12 protein-coding genes and 1 pseudogene are annotated in these 18,667 nt (G+C 65.3%); 7 read left to right on the top strand and 6 right to left on the bottom strand.

The annotated features are described in order from the left end of the window. Positions 1–77: 77 nt before the first annotated feature. Complete coding sequence (locus tag CKO27_RS19565; RefSeq protein ID WP_200376601.1) at positions 78–455, top strand: hypothetical protein; 378 nt, start codon at positions 78–80, stop codon at positions 453–455. Here the strand turns inward: CKO27_RS19565 and CKO27_RS19570 are convergent. Beyond that, positions 421–1,035 carry a nucleoside deaminase gene (locus CKO27_RS19570; RefSeq protein ID WP_200376602.1) on the bottom strand — a complete coding sequence of 205 codons (615 nt, stop codon included), beginning with the start codon at positions 1,033–1,035 and terminating at the stop codon, positions 421–423. The genes CKO27_RS19565 and CKO27_RS19570 overlap by 35 nt on opposite strands. A gap of 161 nt (positions 1,036–1,196) precedes the next feature. Between CKO27_RS19570 and CKO27_RS19575 the strand changes: the two genes are divergently transcribed. Together CKO27_RS19575 and CKO27_RS19580 are read left to right on the top strand one after the other, a co-directional pair. Beyond that, on the top strand, positions 1,197–1,787 hold the full coding sequence (locus CKO27_RS19575) for a YceI family protein (RefSeq protein WP_200376603.1): 591 nt from the start codon (positions 1,197–1,199) through the stop codon (positions 1,785–1,787). Between the two features lie 177 nt (positions 1,788–1,964). Beyond that, positions 1,965–3,470, top strand: a complete 1,506-nt coding sequence (locus CKO27_RS19580; RefSeq protein ID WP_200376604.1) for a GGDEF domain-containing protein — start codon at positions 1,965–1,967, stop codon at positions 3,468–3,470. A gap of 16 nt (positions 3,471–3,486) precedes the next feature. Here CKO27_RS19580 and CKO27_RS19585 read toward each other — a convergent pair whose 3' ends face one another. Next, positions 3,487–4,620, bottom strand: a complete 1,134-nt coding sequence (locus CKO27_RS19585; RefSeq protein ID WP_200376605.1) for a glycosyltransferase family 2 protein — start codon at positions 4,618–4,620, stop codon at positions 3,487–3,489. A gap of 284 nt (positions 4,621–4,904) precedes the next feature. On the opposite strand from CKO27_RS19585, the gene CKO27_RS19590 reads away from it, so the two are divergent. Further along, a complete protein-coding gene (locus CKO27_RS19590; protein ID WP_200376606.1) occupies positions 4,905–6,452 on the top strand; it encodes a glycosyltransferase family 39 protein in 1,548 nt (515 codons plus the stop codon). A gap of 34 nt (positions 6,453–6,486) precedes the next feature. Here the strand turns inward: CKO27_RS19590 and CKO27_RS19595 are convergent, their stop codons facing one another. Then, entirely contained in the window at positions 6,487–7,740 is a 1,254-nt protein-coding gene (locus CKO27_RS19595; RefSeq protein WP_200376607.1) for a bifunctional alpha/beta hydrolase/OsmC family protein, read from the bottom strand. A 247-nt stretch (positions 7,741–7,987) separates the two neighbouring features. Between CKO27_RS19595 and alr the strand changes: the two genes are divergently transcribed. Beyond that, positions 7,988–9,079, top strand: coding sequence for an alanine racemase (gene alr / locus CKO27_RS19600; RefSeq protein WP_200376608.1), 1,092 nt, complete (start codon positions 7,988–7,990; stop codon positions 9,077–9,079). A gap of 185 nt (positions 9,080–9,264) precedes the next feature. On the opposite strand, the gene CKO27_RS19605 is transcribed toward alr, so the two are convergent. Both CKO27_RS19605 and CKO27_RS19610 read right to left on the bottom strand, forming a co-directional pair. Then, on the bottom strand, positions 9,265–10,227 hold the full coding sequence (locus tag CKO27_RS19605) for a SphA family protein (RefSeq protein ID WP_200376609.1): 963 nt from the start codon (positions 10,225–10,227) through the stop codon (positions 9,265–9,267). A gap of 136 nt (positions 10,228–10,363) precedes the next feature. Continuing rightward, positions 10,364–10,969, bottom strand: coding sequence for a glutathione S-transferase N-terminal domain-containing protein (locus CKO27_RS19610; protein WP_200376610.1), 606 nt, complete (start codon positions 10,967–10,969; stop codon positions 10,364–10,366). Between the two features lie 441 nt (positions 10,970–11,410). On the opposite strand from CKO27_RS19610, the gene CKO27_RS19615 reads away from it, so the two are divergent. Both CKO27_RS19615 and CKO27_RS24655 read left to right on the top strand, forming a co-directional pair. Then, positions 11,411–17,137 (top strand): PAS domain S-box protein, encoded by a 5,727-nt coding sequence (locus CKO27_RS19615; RefSeq protein ID WP_200376611.1) that lies wholly within the window; start codon positions 11,411–11,413, stop codon positions 17,135–17,137. 324 nt (positions 17,138–17,461) lie between these two features. Beyond that, a pseudogene (locus tag CKO27_RS24655) lies at positions 17,462–17,619 on the top strand (transposase); the annotation flags it as partial. Positions 17,620–17,698: 79 nt separating this feature from the next. On the opposite strand, the gene CKO27_RS19625 reads toward CKO27_RS24655, so the two are convergent. Next, positions 17,699–18,292, bottom strand: coding sequence for a winged helix-turn-helix domain-containing protein (locus CKO27_RS19625; protein WP_338116130.1), 594 nt, complete (start codon positions 18,290–18,292; stop codon positions 17,699–17,701). Between the last annotated feature and the right edge of the window lie 375 nt (positions 18,293–18,667).

Consider the following 18,667-nt stretch of genomic DNA (forward strand, 5'->3'; position numbering starts at 1 on the left):
CAGCGCGAAGGGCGTCGCAACTCTCGACGGCGCGTCCGGCGCCGGATTCGCTGACTGGCCCGTGATAGAGTGATGCCATGATCGGAAAACTTCTCCTGACCCTGGCCGTGTTGCTCGGCGCCTACGCCGTCATCCGCGCGCGATTTCGCGCCGCGAGCGGATCGGAGTCGTCCCGGCCGCTGGTGCCCATCGGCGCGGTGCGTCTCGTGGCCTCGATCCTGATCGCCGTCATGGCGCTGGGGAGCAGCCTCTATGTGTTTCAGGTCTGGAGGCACGATCAGGAACGGGTCCAGGTGCGTGTCATCAACGCCAATACCGGTCGGATCACCAACTACGAGTCCCGACGCGGCTCCATCGAGGGGCGCGTCTTCAAGACCCTCGACGGAAGCGAGATCCGTCTCGCCGACGTGGAACGCATGATCATTTTGTCGGCGGAGTCCGATTCCAATCGCTGAAGGTGTCGGTTCCGCTGGGGTCATAGATCTCGCCGCCGCTGTCGGCGTAATCGCGCAGGAGGCCCGCCGCTTCCAGGCGCATCAGATCGGAGGTGACGAGGATCCCGCGCCGGGCGTAACCGGCGATCCAGTCCTGGGGCTTGTGGCCCTCGTCGAATCCGACCGCCCGCGCGTCCTCGTCCCTGGCCGCGCAGACGAGGCGGTCGATCCCGGACCAGGGAATCGCCCCCAGACACATGGCGCAAGGCTCCGCGCTGCTGAAGAGGACGCAGCCTCCAGGCACGGCCTCGCGCAGGTTGTAGTGTCCGAGTCGCTGCTGGGCGCTGGCGATGGCCACCATCTCCGCGTGCGCGATCGAGCAGTGCGAGGCGACCACCAGGTTGACCCCAGCCGCGACCAGGCGACCGCTCCGGGTCTCGAAAACGGCGGCGCCGAAGGGTCCGCCCGTACCCAGGCGCACATTCTCGTGCGCCAGATCCAGCACCAGGCTCATGCGCCGGGCATCGTCGGAGGTCCGCGTCTCGTGGGCGGTCAGAAAGGGGTCCAGCCATGGGGGAAGATGGATATGGATGTCGTGCATCAGGTCTCCGCGAGCGGCTGACAAGCCGAGGCGCGGCTTGTATCCGAGAATTTCGCTTCCAAGTTGCCGGTGTGGATCAGCGTGGCCATCCGGGCCTGTGTAGCGGGTGCCGCATCGCCTCCTGACCCCGCCCGCCTGTCAATCAGATTCAGGAGAGAGTGATGCGCTATTCCATCTTACCCCTCATGCTGACCGGACTGCTCGCCGCGACTCCGGTACTCGCCGATTGGAATCTCGACCCCGCCCGTTCGGCCGTCACCTACGTCACCATCAAGGCGAAGGACGTCGCCGAGAATAACCGCTTCCAGGAGATGCGTGGGCATATCGATGCCGAGGGCCTAGCGGTGGTCACGCTGATGCTCGATAGCGTCGAAACCCTGGTGCCGATCCGCAACGAACGCATGCGCGAGTTCCTGTTCGAGACGAGCAACTACAAGATGGCCGAGATCCGGGCCAAGGTCGATCCCGCGGTCATCGGCGCGCTGGAGGTCGGCGAGGTCGTCCGGATCGCGGCGGAGGCCAATCTGACGCTCCATGGCCAGACCCAGCCGATGCCCCTGTCCATGATGGCGGCCAAGCTCGATGCCGGAACCCTGATGGTCGCGACCACCGAGCCGCTGCTCGTCGATGCCTCCAAGTTCGGACTGAGCGAGGGTGTCGAGAAACTCCGCGAGATCGCGGGCCTCGCGAGCATCAGCGAGGCCGTGCCGGTGGTGTTCGTCGTGACCTTCGTGGAGACATCGGGACAGTAGAGGCGGTCCAGGGCGATCCGCGTGGATCGCCGTCTCCCTCCTGTCTATGGTTTTTGTTAGCGGGTATCATCCCATGCGGCTCGTGTGCTCTATGGTCGGCGCCTGTGGCGGCGCGAGCGAACGGCCCCATGAGGACGAAGCCATCTAGCCTCTCTTCAAGACAGGATCCGAGTACTCATGACGCCCGCCATTCGCGACGCCCTTCAGTTCTGTCCCAATTTGCCGACCCTGCCGGGGGTCGCCGTGCGCATTCTGGAGATGGGTCGCGACCCCGATGTTCATATCGGTGTCCTGGCCGGGGTGCTGGCGCGCGATCCGGCCTTGTCGAGCCGGATCCTGAGGGTCTGCAACTCACCCCTCTACGCCAAGCGACGGACCACCAGCAATCTGCATCAGGCGGTCATGCTTCTGGGGCTCAATTCGACCATGACGATGGCGTTGAGCTTCACCCTCTCCGAGGTCTATCACGTCAAGGCGTCCCATCGGCGGACTCTGGATCATATCTGGCGGCGCTCGATCATCGCGGCCCTGATCAGCCGCCTGCTGGGCGAGGAGATGGGTCTCGGTTCGCTGGACGAACTCTATCTCGCGGCCCTGCTCCAGGATCTGGGCATCCTGGCGCTCCACGCCTCGCTCCCGGAGCGCTACGGCCCGCTGCTGGAGAGCTTCGAGACCCACGACGGTCTGATCGAGCTCGAGCGCCAGGCCCTGGGTTCGGATCACGGCGAGGCGGGGGCCTGGCTGATGCGTCATTGGGAACTGCCCGAGCGTCTGGCGGTGACGGCCGAGGCGGTCCACGATCCGGATGATCCGCGGCTGCCCGAGGAACTGAAAGCGTCTGTTCATTGCGTGACCGTGGCGGGCCAATTGGCCGACTTTTTCCTGAGCGAGGGGCGGGCGCCGGGCCTGGATGCCGCGGCCAGCTCGGCGCGGCGCTGGCTGGGCCTTGAGGAAGCGGCCATGGAGTCCCTGGTCGACCGGGCACTCCAGGCGCTGCCGGAGATGAGCGCGCTTTTCGAGATCGAGGTCGTCACCCCCCAGATGGCGACCGGTCTGCTCGACCAGGCGCGCGAGGTGCTCGCCACCCGCAATCTCCGACTGATGCATCAAGCCGCCGAGCACCACCAGAAGGTGATCGAAATGGAGGAGGCGGCCGAACTGCTCCAGCGCGCCGCCATTCACGATTCACTGACCGGTCTGCACAACCGACGCCATTTCGACCATATCCTCGAACTCGAATTCGCCCTCGCGACGGAAAACACCTGGCCGCTCACCATGGGCTTCATCGACCTGGATCATTTCAAGGAGGTGAACGACGCCCATGGCCATGTGACGGGCGATTCCGTCCTGGTACGGGTGGCCTCGGTTCTCAAGAAAAATCTACGCGAGCGCGACTACATCATGCGCTACGGCGGCGAGGAGTTCGTGGTTCTGCTGCCGGGTCATGGACTGGAAGAGGCCAGGCATGTCTTCGAGCGGCTTCGCCGGGCGGTCGAGAGTACCCAGCACAAGGGGGATTCGGGCACGCCGTTTCGCGTCACCAATTCCATCGGGGTCGCCTCGCACATGGGCGGAGAGCATCGCTTCGAGGAGGCCATCGATCTGGTCCGCGCCGCCGATCGCGCCCTCTACGACGCCAAGCGTCAGGGGCGCAACCGCGTCATCGTTTACTCCGGCGGGTGAGGGCGCGCCGATCGGCTCAGGCCGCCTTCGGCCGTTTCCAGGTATAGACGGCGGTCACCGCGTAATTCCAGACCGCGCCGACCAGAACTCCCGCCAGTGCGGACAGGAACCAGCCCGAATGCCCCTGCTGGAACAGATGGTTGGCGATGCCGACATTGGCCAGCGCCCCCAGGCTACAGGCCAGGACGAAGCTCATCCAGCCCCAGAGCAGTTGGCGCCCGCGCAGACGCATGTCGCGGTAGGTCAGGATGTTGTTGAGGAAGAAATTGCTGGTCATGGCGACCAGCGTCGCCGCCGTCTGTCCGACCAGGAAGGCGCCCTCGCCGAGAACATGCAGGATCGGCCACAAGACCGCCAGGTGGACGAAGACCCCCAGGCCGCCGATCAGCGAGAAGGCGATGAAGCGCAGCGGAATCAGCGGACCGATGATCTTCTGGGTCAACATCAGCAGGTACTCCCAGAGCACGGCGTTGTCGAGTTTGCTGTTTCCGGCCTGGCGCTCACGAAAACTGAAGGGCAATTCGCGAAAGCGCAGTGGACGCTCGGAGGCCGAGAGGATGTCGAGCAGGATCTTGAACCCGACGCCGCTCAGTCGCCGCACGCAGCCTTGAATGACGCTGGAGCGCACCAGGAAGAAGCCGCTCATGGGATCGCGCAGATCGACCCGGATCAAGCGTTGACCGATGTGGGTCGCCAGCCGGCTCATGGACCGACGTCGCGCGTTCCATGTCCCGGTATCGCCACCTTCCACATAGCGGCTGCCGACGACGATATCCAGATCCTCCTCCTGGATGGTCTGAAGCATCCGGGGCAGCAGCGTCTCGTCGTGCTGGAGGTCGCCATCCATCACCGCCAGATAGGGCGCGGAGGTGGCCAGCATGCCCTCGATGCAGGCGGAGGAGAGTCCGCGCCGACCGACGCGCTGGAGCAGACGGATCCTCGGATCGCGCCGCGCCAGCTCGCGCACCCGTTCGGCGGTTCCGTCGGGCGAGTCGTCATCGACGAAGATAAGCTCCCAGGCGATACCCGTGAGCACCGTCGCGACGCGACGCGCCAGTTCCTCGACCGAATCGACCTCCTTGTAGGTGGGCACGATCACGGCGAGTTCGGGCGGTAGGCAGGGGGAGGGGACGGTCGGCTGATCGTGCATCGGATGAAACCTGGGGTCGGTCTGTCGGACAATAGGAAGGCGAATCGCCGCTGGCCGCCGCCAAGAGGCCGGGCGAGCGTCGCGCATTCTAACGCGACCGGCCCGACCGCGAGCGCCTTAGACCATTTCCGGGAACGTCCCTACCCAACCAAAAGGGCCTGAAATGGACGGGATTAACAGGATTATTGAAGATTTACAGGATTAAAAATAGGGGCTTATCAATGCTCCCTGACAACTGACAACTGACAACTGACAACTTCAACCCTGTCTTCCCGCGGAACACCATGATTCACAGCTCGGAGAATCCCAGCCTCGCCCAGCATTGGCGACTGATGCTGGTCCTGATCGTCGGCCTGACCGCCTGGCGTCTCGCGATCGCCGCCCTCATGCCGGTGACCCAGGACGAAGCCTACTATTTCGATTGGGCCAGGACGCTCGCCTGGGGCTATTTCGATCATCCGCCCGGCGTCGCGCTGCTCGGGCTCGGCACCCGGCTGGAGCCTGGATCGGTCTTCATGGCCAGGATCGGCGGCCTCCTGGCCGGGCTGCTGACCCTGTTGATCTTGGCCCGCTTCTATAGCAACTGCGGGCTGACCGCCGTCAGGGATCAGGCGCTCGCGCTGATCCTGGCCGGCGCGACCCTGCCCGGACTGGTCGGGGGCGTCATCACCACCCCGGACAGCGCGCTGGCGCTCGCCTGGGCGCTGGCCCTGCACGAGGGCGAGCGCGCGCTCGCGGTGGATCGTCGGCGCTGGATCACCGCCGGACTGGCCATCGGACTGGGGCTGCTTGGCAAGTACACCATGGTGCTGATCGGGCCGGTCCTGCTCTGGGCCATCCTGCGCTCGGACTGGCGCGCGCTCGGCACCCGCTGGCCTTATCTGGGCGCCCTCGCGGCCCTACTGGTGTTCGCCCCGAACATCCTCTGGAACGCTCAGAACGACTGGCTGACCATGGGCTTCCAGTTCGGGCACGGATTCTCGACCGATGTGGGCGCCTTGGCCGCGCCGGAAGCCTCGGCGATCGAGCATTCCGGACCCAGCGAGCCGGCCGAGCGAATCGCGAGCCTGCTGGCGTATCTCGGCACCCAGGTCGGTTTCTGGGGCCTGATCGCCCTGCCCATCCTGCTCGCGCCCTGGCTGGGGCGCGGTCGCCAGGAGGCCGCGACTAAGCCGGAGCATCCGCTCTCGGCTCCGGGTCGCGCCCTGCTGATCGCGGCGGCGGTCTTTCCCCTGGCGTTCTTCGCCCTGGTCGCCCTGGTCAGCGAGGTGGAGGCCAACTGGCCGGCCATGTACCTGCTCGCCGCCGCGCCCCTGCTGGCGCTCTGGCTGCGTCGGGCCTGGAACTGGGCGCTGGGCGCGGCGCTCGGCAATCTTCTGCTGGTGAGTCTCTACGCCTTCCATGCCGCGACCGCCGCGCTACCGCTCCCGGACAGCCAGAACCGTATCCTGCGCGAGACGCATGGGTTCGATGAATTGGCCGAGATCGCCGCCACACTGGACGCGCCGGTCCATGCCGATCGTTACCAGCTCACGGCCATGCTGCGTTTCCATCGGCCCGAGCTGGAGACCAGTCAATGGCCGGGGCTCAGCCGTCCCTCCGAGTACCTGCGGGGTCGAATCGCGCCCAGACTCGATCCGGATTCGATGGACGGGCCGTTCTGGCTGGTGACCCGCTTCGGCGCGCCGCCCGCGATCCCCGGCTTCGAGGTCGGGATCCAGCGCACCTTGTTCGACTGCGCGGGCGAATCCTTGCTGGAAGTGGCGAGCGCGCCCTGCCGCCGTCCGCTGCATGCCTGGCATCTGTATCGCTACGCACCGGCGAGGCGCTGAGCGCGGGGCGCTGGAAAGCCATCCTGCTCGGGGTTCAGCGCGGTGGATCGTCCTCCACATAGCGGGTCTCGATGCGGGGCGTCGAATCGAGCGTGCGATGGACCGGGCAGCGCTCGGCGATCTCCAGCAGACGTTCGCGCTCCTGGGCATTGAGGTTGCCGTGGATGTTCAGGCGCTGGACGATACGGCTGATCTTGACCGGCTTCTGGCCGCATTCGACGCAGTCCTCGGCATGGACGCGCTCATGGCTCAGGATCACCTCGATGTCGTCCAGACTCATCCCCTGGCGCTTGGCGTAGTGACGCAGGGTCATGGAGGTGCAGGCCCCGAGCGCCATCAGCAGCAGCTCATAGGGGGTCGGACCCAGCTCCGAGCCGCCGAACGACTTGGGCTCGTCGGCCAGCCATTGATGGCGCTCGGTATAGAGACCGCGCAGGAACTGGGTGTCGATCTCGGTCACCAGCACCTCGCCCGGCCGCACCCTGGGAGCGGTGCCGGTGCTGGGCTCGAAGGCATGACGGTTCAGTCCAAGATAGCGGCTCGCCCAGGCGACCAGGGTCTCGGCGACGTACTCCGCGTCCTCCCGATTGCTCAGCATGTGGTCGGCCTTGTCGAGCGAGATGAAACTCTTGGGGTGCCTGGCGGCCTGATAGATCTTGGCCGCCTCGCCGATATCGACGATGGTGTCGAGCGGCGAGTGAAAGACCAGGAGGGGACGATCGAGGTGACGGATGTGATCGGGGGAGGCGTAGCGCTCCAGGTCATCGAGCAATTGCTGGCGGATCTTGAAACGTCGCAGACCGATCTTGACCTCCGCCTCGCCGGTCTCCTCCAACTGCCCACGCGCGCCGCTGAAGAGGTGCTGCACATGCGCTGCGGTCGCTGGCGCGGCGATGGTCACCACGGCCTCGACCGAGGGCAATTGGGGCGCGGCGGCGAGCACCGCCGCGCCGCCCAGGCTGTGGCCGACGAGCAGGGCCGGGGCCTCGAAGTCCTGCTCCAGCTTGCGCGCGGCGGCCAGCAGATCCTGGACATTCGAGGAAAAATTGGTATTGGCGAAGTCCCCGTCGCTGTTGCCCAGTCCGGTGAAATCGAACCGCAGCACCGCGATTCCGCGCGCGGCCAGCGCCCGACTGATGCGGCTGGTGGCGGCGACGTCCTTGCTACAGGTGAAACAGTGCGCGAACAGGGCATAGCGCGCGATCGGGACGCGCTCCGGCGGGGTTTCCAGGAGACCCACCAGGGTGTGTCCGTCCGCGTTCGGGAATTCGAGCTTGATCCGAGCCATTCAATCCACCCACTTCGGTTGCGTCATCGGCTTGTCGTTCGGCGCGCGGGGATGGCGGGCCTCGACCCCCCGGCGTGCGTGCATGCTGCAGTGCAATATACCCGATATCGCCTCGTCGCGAGCAAGCGGATCGAGAAAAAAGATCCATATAATCATTAGATTAAATTCTGAAGTCAGCCGTCGAGCCGATCTCCTGATTACGCCGGCTGGCCAAGACAAACTCCATTACGCATGCCACAGTGAATCCATGAACTCCTCATCCCGCCCGCTCCGCGCCCGTATCCATCTGGAGGCGATCCGCCAGAATTATCGCCTCGCCAAAGAGTTGGCCCCCTCGGCGCGCGCGCTCGCCGTGATCAAGGCCAATGCCTACGGTCACGGAGCCGTCGCCGTGGCTCGGACGCTGGCCGACGAGGCCGATGGCTTCGCGGTCGCCTGTGTCGAGGAGGCGCTGGAGTTGCGCGAGTCCGGCATCCGTGGACCGATCCTTCTTTTGGAAGGGGTCTTCTCGCCCGAGGAGATCGCGCTGGTGGATCGCGCCGGCCTGGCGATGGTGGTTCATGGCCGGGAGCAACTGGCCTGGGTTCTATCGGCACGGCCAGCCCGTCCGCTGGACTGCTGGATCAAGGTCGACACCGGCATGCATCGGGTGGGCTTCGCGCCGTCGGATGTCGCCGAGGTTCAGTCCGCGCTGGCGGCCTGTCCGCATCTGGGCGAGCTGTCGGCCATGACCCATTTCGCTCGCGCGGACGAACCCGAGCATCCCTACACGCGCCTCCAGCTCGCGACCTTCGCTCGGGCGCTGGAGGGACAGGCGATCCCCCGCAGTCTCGCGAACTCGGCCGGCATTCTCGCCTGGCCCGAGTCGCACGGAGATTGGACCCGCCCTGGGATCATGCTCTACGGCGTCTCGCCGCTGATCGGCGCGGCTTCGCCAGCCGTTACCTTGCGTCCGGCCATGACGCTCGAATCCGCCATCATCTCGATTCGGGATCTGGCCGCGGGCGAGCCGGTGGGATACGGAGGGCGCTTCGTCTGTGATCGCCCGACCCGCGTCGGGGTGGCCGCCATCGGCTACGCCGATGGCTACCCGCGCCACGCGCGCGACGGTACGCCGATCGCGGTCAAGGGTCGGTTGACGCGACTCATCGGACGGGTCTCCATGGACATGATCACACTCGACCTAACCGGAATGGCGGATGCGCGCGTCGGCGATCCGGTCGAACTCTGGGGCGGGATGGTTTCGGCCACGGATGTCGCCCTCGCGAGCGACACCATCGCCTATCAGCTCTTCACCGGGCTGAGCCGGCGCGTTCCCCTGATCCACGAGGACGCTTGAACCTAGAAAGAGCCGCCAGCCGCCAGCGATCAGCCTCCAGCCTTTGTATGATCGAGGTTTTTGCTTCTTGTAGGCTTCACCCAATGGGTGAGCCTTGGCCGGTCTCGGTCAATGGCCAAGTGGCTGATTCCCAATCGCTGGCGGCTGGAAGCTGACAGCTCTTTTGAGGTTGAAGCGGCCCGGTCCTAATGGAAATGATGCACGTAACGCAGATTCACCCTTGAGCCTTCCGTGCGGTTCTCCGCCCAGGTTTCCCAATAGACATTGGCGAACAGGTGATCGTGCTGGGAGAAGTGATAGACCAGCCCCGGACCGATGCCCAGCACCTGTTCCTTGGTGTCGGACAGATCATGTCCGTCCAGCTTGTTCTCGGTGAACTGCTTGAGGTAATAGCCGTTGATGCCCAGTCTGAGGCGATTCGGCAGAACCTCGTAGGCGCTCGCGAAGTTGACATGGATGGCCTGCCCGGCTTGGGAGTCATCCGCGCCAAGCGGGCCGAAGGGGTCCGAGTTCTCGGCGTTCCAGAGATAGTGCAGGCGCCAGGAGAGCGTCCACTTGGGCGCCAGGAAGGCGGTCGCGGCCCAGTAGGGATTGAAGGAGAAGACGTTGCTGCCGGGATTCAGGGCATCATCGGCGTCATAGGCGCCGGTCGGCAGCAGCATCTGAAGCTCGACGCGCTGCACGAAGGTCGGGCCATTCGGACCCATGATCGGATCCCATTGAAGGTAGGGTCCGATCAAGAGGTCGCCGAGATTGGCACCGTTGGCCGAGAGCGCGAAATTGTCCTCCGGATCCAGGTCGAAATCGACTAGGGGCAGCATCAGGTTCAGGCCCCACTTGCCACCCAAAGCCAGTTCCTGGTCGGACTGATAGACGAGCTGGGTCAGACTGATGTTGACGTCCACCTCCGCCTTCTCCAGCCCCCGGCCGGTGGGCAGGCGCATATCGTCCCCATCCACGTCCTTGAGACGGCCATCGCGATAGAACTGGAAATACTGCTGCGCGTACCAGCCTGGCCCCGCTGGCGGCGCGCCATCGAGAAAGCTGGTGAAACCCAGATTCACGGCAGGGAGATCGTAGGCACCGACCGTGGGGGCCAGAACCAACCCCAGGCTGACGGACAAGGACTTCAAAGGGAACACTCGCATGGCGACGCCTCTTGTTATTCGGCTGTTTGAGCGGGCGCCAAATTAACATAGCCATCCCATGGGAACCCAATGTCCAGGGGCCGTCCGGATTGACCGGAGTCAGGGTAAAGGCGGGGGATCGCGCGGGTGTCGAACTTCAGGCCGGTGGGGTGGTCGCGATCATCGAGGGACGCCGGTTGAAGCCCTCATGCCACCCGGCCAGCGCCGGCCGCCCATCGCGCCACTCGCCCACGGCGCCGCGCAGATCGAGGTAACTCAGCGCGACCGCGATCGCGATGGTGCCGAGATCGACGCGCTCCCGCAAGGCGTCGGCATCGCGCTCCAGGCTATCGAGCGATCGCCGGATGGCGCGACGCTTGAGATCGAGCCACCAATCCCAGCGCAGCGCCTCCGGTCGTTTGTAAAGCTCCATGAAGATCAGGATCGCGCTATCGAGCACACCATCGGCGAGCGCCTGCTCGCGCATCACGCGCCAGTGCCTCTCCCCGGTGGCCGGGATCATGCGCCGACCGATGTGGCAGCGGTCGAGGTACTCGCAGATCACCGGACTGTCGAAGAGCGTCTGGCCGTCGTCCAGCACCAGGGTCGGGACCATCGACAGCGGATTCTCGCCGGTCAGGATCTCGGGTTCGGACCAGCCATCGATCGTCTCGATTGTGACCTGATCGAACAGACCGGTTTCGTGCAGCAGCACGGTGACCTTGCGGACATAGGGCGAGGTATGGGAATGGCGGAGCAGCATCGGATCCCCCCAAGTATGTGAACGGCAATCTTGAGCCGGGAGTTTACGCCCGAATCCCGCCTGGGCGACCTATCTTTTCCAGTGTTTCAGCGGATACTGATCGACCATCCGATCCTTGGCTTCACCAGCGCCACCATCGCCGCGCGGTCATCGCAACGATGGGATCTCGACGGCGTTCGAACGGCCGGCATGGACATCGATTGACGAGGCGCCGGGAAGGGGTAGAGTGCCGGGCCGTGGCGGGCATCACATCCCATCCGATCGCTTCGGCGTATGCTCCCATAGTGTCCGCCCTCGCGGGATATCGCCGCCGTTCGACTCGGGCCAAGGTCGTCGTCTCGGCCAGCTCGGGTCGGCCCAGGATGGGCCGCCAAGCACCCAGTCGCACACGTCATGGCGTGGCGCGGCCGTAGAGATCCAGCAGGCCATCAGTGAGTTCGCATGAGCGTTTCGATCGATTCACCGCACCCCAATGAAACCACGGGCGAAACCTCTCCGCGGTCGCCGGCGAGCCTGGATGCCGTGCATGCGTTCTCGACCCTCGTGGCGACCGGGTTGGACCGGGAGCGCCTGCTGGAGGCCATCCTGGACAGTGCCATGCGTCTGCCGGAGGTGGATGGGGGCGGCCTCTATTGGCGCGAGCCGGACGGGAGCTATCGGCTGGTGCTCAAACGGGGTCTCTCCGAGACCTTCTTCGCCCAGGTCGCGCATCTGGCGGCCGACTCTCCGCAGGCGGAGGTGATCCGACGCGGCCGTCTGGAATGCGGTTGCCTTCCGGCCCTGGACCATTGCACCGATGCCTCGCTGGTGCAGCGGCCCGTGCTGGTCGAGGAGGGCATCCTCTCGGTGGTGGTACTGCCGATCCACGTCGGCGGCGAGCCGCTGGCCTGTCTCAACCTGGCGAGCAAGCAGTCGGGCGCGGTCGGCGAGACGACCCTGACGACCCTCGATACCCTGGCGCGTCAGTTCACCCAGGCGCTGGAGCACCAGCTCGCCCAGGTCGAGGCGAGCGGCCAGCGGCAGAACCTGGCGGGGCTGTTCGAGGCCCTCGCGGATTACCTCTTCGTCCTCGACCTCGACGGTCGCATCCTGCACTACAACCCGGCGGTGGCGACGGGCCTGGGCTATGGCGAGCGTCTGCTCGGCGAGCCGGTGTGGGCCGTGCATCCGCCCGAGGCGCGCGCGGAGGCCGAGCGCGTGGTGGGCGAGATGCTGGCCGGAACCCGCGCGAGCTGTCCCTTGCCGATGCTCAAGGCTAATGGCGAGCGGATTCTGGTGGATACCCGCGTGGTGATGGGGCACTGGGACGGTCGGCCGGCGCTCATCGGGGTCTCGCGCGACATCACGGAACAGGTCAACCAGCAGGACGCCTTGCGGGACGAGCGGCGTTTCTCGGCCGGACTCATCGATGTGCTGCCGGGTCTCTTCTATCTGTTCGACGCCCAGGGCCGCTTGGTGCGCTGGAGCAATATCGCCCAGATCACCGGCTATCCCAATGAGCGGATTGGCGAAATGGCGGCGTTCGACTTCTTCGTGGAGGAGGATCGGGCGCGGGTGCAAGCCGCGGTGCTCCAGACCCTGGAGCAGGGCGAAGGCGTGGTCGAGGCGAGGCTGCTCCTGGCGGACGGCCGCCAGATTCCTTACCGCATGACCGGACGGCGCATCTTCATCGGGAGCACGCCCCATCTGATCGGCGTCGGCGTCGACATCAGCGAGCAGCAGACGACCCTGAACGCCCTGGAAGGCGTGCGCACCCATCTCAAGACGCTGATCGGCACCATCCCGGATCTCGTCTGGGTGAAGGATCCGGACGGCGTCTATCTGAACTGCAACCCGGCCTTCGAGCGCCTCTACGACACCCCCGAGACCGGGATCGTCGGCAAGACCGACAACGACTTCGTACCCGCCGAGCTGGCGGAGTTCTTCCGTGCCCATGACCGCGCCGCGGCGGAGGCCGGCCGGCCCAGTGTCAACGAGGAGTGGCTGGAGTTCGCCGCCGATGGCTATCGCGGTCTCTTCGAGACCATCAAGTCGCCGATGCGGGCCGCCGACGGAAGCCTCATCGGCGTGCTGGGCATCGCGCGTGACATCACCGAGGCACGCGCGGCCCAGGAGGCACTGCGCGAGCGCGAGGAAATCTACAGCCTCATCTTCAACCAGGCCGGCGACGGCATCGAGCTGACGGACGCCGAGACCCTGCGCTTCGTCGAGATCAATGACGCCGCCTGCGAGCTTCTGGGCTACACGCGCGAGGAGCTGCTCGGCATGACTTTGGCCGACATCCAGGGCGACCGGGACGCGGCCAGGCTGCGCGAGCGCGCGGCGCATGTACTCGCCACCTCGGGGCAGATCCGCTTCGAGAGCCAGCATCGTCGCAAGGACGGCCGCCTGTTCGATGTCCAGGTCAGCGTCCAGGCCGTGCGTCTGCGCGGCCGGGACTATTTCGTCGGCGTCTGGCGTGACATCGGGGCGGAGAAGGCCAGCCAGATGGCGCTGGCGAACGAGGCTGAATGGCGGCGCGCGCTGATCGAGCACTCGCGCGACGGCATCGCCATCTTCGATGAAAACCACCGCACCATCGAGATCAACGCGCGCTTCGCCGAGCTGCTCGGCTACGCGCCCGAGGAGGCCATCGGTCTGTCCTCCTGGGACATGGAGGCGGATTTCACCGAGGCCGACATCCGCCGCGCCTTCGCCGACCCGCTCGCGGTCAACGCCACCTTCGAGACCCGCCACCGGCGCAAGGACGGCAGCCTCTACGATGCCGAGGTCAGCGTGCGCGGCGCGCGCATCGGCGGGCGCAACGTCTTCATCAGCCTCACGCGCGACATCAGCGACCGCAAGGCCGAGCAGCGCGCCCTTCAGGAGCGCGAGGAGATCTACAGCGCCATCGTCAACCAGGCGACCGATGGCATCGTGCTGATCGACGCCGAGACCCAGCGTTTCAGCGAGTTCAACGAGGCGGCCTGCCGGGGACTCGGCTACACGCGCGAGGCGTTCGGCCACCTGACGCTCGACGACATCAAGGGGGATTGGGATTCGGGGCAGGTGGCCGAGCAGGCGCACGCGCTGATCGAGCACGGCGGCGGTATCTTCGAGGTCACCCACCGCACCCGAGAGGGCGAGATCCGCCATGTGCGCGCCTCCAATCGCGTCCTCGATATCCGCGACCGGCGCTATTTCGCCGCCATCTGGTACGACGTCACCGAGCAACGGCGAGCGGAAAACGCCTTCCACGAGGCCATGCTGTTCCTGCGGGAGAGCCAGTCGATCGCCCGCCTAGGGGGCTGGAAGGCCAATCCGTCCATCGGTACCCTGGTGTGGACCGAGGAGGTTTCCCGCTTGCTCGGCCGGTCCGTCGATGCCCCGCCGATCACGCTGGAAGAGGGTCTGCGGCACTACGCGCCGGAATACCTGCCGCTGATCCGCCAGCGGCTCCAGGAATCCTGGGAGGCGGGTACGCCCTTCACACTGGAATGCGAGGTCGTCGCCGACTCGGGCGCTCGCTTCTGGGCGGATCTGCGCTGCATTGGCCGGGTAGATGGCGAGGGCGAGAGCTACCTCACCGGCACCTTCCAGGACATCAGCGAGCGCAAGCGCCTCGCCGCGGAGCTGGACGCGCACCGCCATCACCTGGAAGAGCTGGTGGCCGAGCGCACCGCCGAGCTGGAGACCGCGAACCGTCAACTCCTGATCAGCGACCTGCGGCTCAAGGCGATGTTCGAGATGAGCCAGCAGGCCGACACCATGGACGAGCGCGCGCTCCTGCAACGCGGCATCGACGAGGCGGTGCGCCTGACCGGGAGCGAGATCGGCTTTCTGCACTTCGTCAACGCCGATCAGGAGAGCCTCGAGCTCTACACCTGGTCGGAAGGTACGCTGACCCAGTGCACGGCCGTCCACGACAGCCACTACCCCATGTCCGCCGCCGGAATCTGGGCGGACGCGGCGCGCCAGCGTCGTCCGGTGGTCCACAACGACTATCAGGGTCTGCCCGAGCGGCGCGGCTATCCGGAGGGCCACGTCCATCTGATCCGTCACCTGGGCGTACCGATCGTCGAGGACGACCGGGTCCGGGCACTGATCGGCGTCGGCAACAAGCCGACCGATTACGACGAGTCCGACGAGCACGAGCTCCAGCTCATCGCCGAGGACATCTGGCGGATCGTCATGCGCCGCCGCGCCGAGGCCGCTCTCGCCGCCGCCAAGGAGGCCGCGGAGCAGGCCAACCACGCCAAGAGCGCCTTCCTGGCCAACATGAGTCACGAGATCCGTACCCCCATGAACGCCATCCTGGGACTGACCTATCTGCTCCGGCAGGAGGCGTCCGATCCCAGTCTCCGCGAGCGGCTCGGCAAGATCGCCGGCGCCTCGCGGCACTTGCTCCAGCTCATCAACGACATCCTGGACCTGGCCAAGATCGAGGAGCGAAAACTGGTCCTGGAAGAGACCGAGCTCGATTTACCCGCCCTGCTGAGAAATGTTTGCACCCTGATCGGCGAGCGCGCCTACGAAAAGGGGCTGGAGCTGGTGGTGGATCTCGATCCGGCGATCGGCGAGGGGCCGAGCCTGCGCGGCGACCCGACCCGGCTGACCCAGATCCTGCTCAACTTCCTGGGCAACGCCGTCAAGTTCACCGACCAGGGGGCGATCCGGCTGCGGGCGTGCCTGCTGGAGGATCGTCCGCGAGAGCAGCTCTTCCGCTTCGAGATCCAGGATAGTGGCATCGGTATCGCGCCCGAGGCTCTGGGTCGTCTCTTCCAGTCCTTCGAGCAGGCCGACAGCTCCACCACCCGCCGCTATGGCGGCACCGGGCTGGGGCTCGCCATCAACCGGCGGCTCGCCGCGCTCATGGGTGGCGAGGTGGGCGTCGACAGCCAGCTCGGGACAGGCAGCACCTTCTGGTTCACCGCCCGTCTTGGCAAGGATCCGTCCTTCGGCCGGCGCGCGCGGCCGGTCACCAGCTTCCAGGGCCGCCGGGCGCTGGTGGTGGACGACCAGCCCGAGGCGCGCGAGGTGCTGAGCGGCATGCTGCATGCCTGCGGCGTGGAGACGCTCGCCCTAGAGTCCGGCGAGGTCGCCCTGGAGCGGCTGCGGGTGAGCGCCGAGCCCTTCGATCTCATCGTGCTGGACTGGCGCATGCCGGGGCTGGACGGCATCGAGACCGCGCGACGCATCGCCGCGCTGCACCTGGCGCCGCAACCCGTCCGCCTGCTACTGGTGACGGCCTTCGATGATCCGGGGCTGCGTGGCGAGGCGCGCGAGGCCGGGTTCGCCAGCGTCCTGATCAAGCCGGTCACGCCCTCGGCGGTCCACGACATCCTGGGCCAGGTCTTCGCGGGCGTCGCGCCTCATGAACCCGAGGCCGCTCAGTTCGAGTCCGATGCCGAACGCGCCCTGTCGCGGAGCTATCGCGGCACCCGTGTACTGATGGCCGAGGACGACTTCATCAATCAGGAGGTGGGCAAGGGGCTCCTGGACGCGGTCGGGCTGGTGGTGGAGATCGCCAACGACGGCGTCGAGGCCCTGGCCATGGCCCGCGCCAATGACTATGCGCTGATCCTCATGGACATGCAGATGCCGGGCATGGACGGACTGGCGGCGACCCGCGCCATCCGCGCCCTGCCGGTTGGCGGGGATCTACCGATCCTGGCCATGACGGCCAACGCCTTCGCCGAGGACCGCGAACGCTGCCTGGCCGCGGGCATGGACGACTTCATCGCCAAGCCGGTCGATCCGGATGCGCTCTACGGGACGCTTCTGAGCTGGCTGACGCGGACGCGACCGCCCGCCCCGGCGGCCAGCATCAAGGCTCATGAACCGAGCGCGCCTGTTCTCGACCTGGCGCGCGGCCGGCGTACCTTCCGCGATCAGGCGGCCTATCGACGCATCCTGGGCCATTTCATCGAGGCCCACGGCCAGGCGGGACGGGAGATGGAAACCCTGCTAGCGGCTGGAGACCAACCCGGAGCCGCCGCGCTAGCCCACAGACTCAAAGGGGCCGCCGGCTCGCTGGCGCTCGCGGAGGTCGCGCGCATCGCCACCGCGATCGAAGGATCCATCAAGGATGGGACCGAGCCCGGTCCGGGTCCGGACGACTTGCAACAGGCCCTGGACGCCGCCGCCCTAGCCATCGCGCGCTTCATCGGCGATGCCCAGGCGCGCTAGTACAGCGGGGCCGAACTTCAACCAACAAGTCTGTCCGGTCCCGAGGCTTCGGCTTCGTGAGCGACGCGACGAAGCTCAGCGACGGCGGACGCGCCCCTGATCCGCTTCAATCGAACGCTGGGACAGTGGGTTAGTGCGTACCCCAACCGATCCGCCCGAGTGCGGAGCAGGCGATCAAGCGGGCGACGTATCAAAGCAATCGCATCAAAAAATGCTTATGCAGCTTATCGATCAATGCTTTACGAGATACGGCTGGAGTTGATCGTGAACTGCAAGGCATTGATTCGTAAGGTCATGTGATCGCCCTGGGTGACGTATGGCAAGGGCGTGGGCGCGGTGGCCAAGGAGATGGGCCTGGTCGAGCAGACCCAGCGCCACTGGGTGAAGGTGTTCGATGCCAGCACGCTCAACGGCGCAGGCGCCCCGAAGGTGACGGGGAGGGGATGGAGCTGTCGCAGCTGCATACGGAGAACGCCATGATCGCCGCGACCCGAGAGCCCGCGCAAGCGGACTTTTTCATGCCCCGAGATTGTTACAAGGTAAGCGTCCGGCCAATTACATCTATCCGGCTCCCTGCCGAATCTGCAAGATGACATTCTGTTCCACATCGACAGGAGTTTCAGCATGGCAGATCGACGGCGCACACGCCAACGTCCCTTGGGCCGTCACAACAGAGAGGATATTGATTCGGCCGCGTTGACCCGTCACATAAACATCGGGTCTGACGCCACGCTCATCCCAGGTTTTTCCAGAATGGTCGCGTAGATCAACGGCCGCCTCATCCTCAAAGCCAGTATCCGCGCCGAGCTTTCCTGCAAAGCTCTGAATTTTTAGGAATTTCTCTTTGACAAACAGCTCGACATCCGCTGCTTCTTGCTCGCGAGCCACGTAGTTTGGCTTTTGATTGGTTAAATCGAGTCGATGTAAATGATGATTGACTGTCGCGCCGATTACAGCCACACCATACCGCTGCGAAAGCCACTCCGCCAACAGATCGCAGGTCCACAGCGCCGTGTCGTAACCGAAATCTTCAGGGGTTAAATTAAGAATGGTCGGCTTCATCCACGCATCCATCTCTTCGGTCACAATGGGCGAGGTTCCCGGCGCTTTCTTGGCATCAAGACCCGCCCAGCCATCTTTTTGATAACGCTTCAGCCAATCCTAAATAACGCTTCGACTGAAACCTAAAATCTTGATGACGTCTTCTGGACTGTAGTGATTTTACTCAACCGCATGAACCGCGATTTTTCAAAGATAACTCATCACCTCGTCAGGGATTAAACGCGCATCGGATAGCCAGTTCGGTTTCATGGCAACCCTCATCATCTCATGGTCGTATTCCGATATAGACACCTCAACATGCTTTTTGTTCCAGTAAATGTCTGGATGATTAATGCGATAACTCTCAGTACAGTACAAAACGAATAGCCTCGCCTAGCTAATACAGCACGAGCCTCATGTCATGCTCGACCTTGAACGGTCGTCCATCGAGCATGAATCCGAGGACACAGAGCCGTTCGGCGCCGAAGC

The organism is Thiocystis violacea (assembly GCF_016583575.1).
GTDB lineage: Bacteria > Pseudomonadota > Gammaproteobacteria > Chromatiales > Chromatiaceae > Thiocystis > Thiocystis violacea.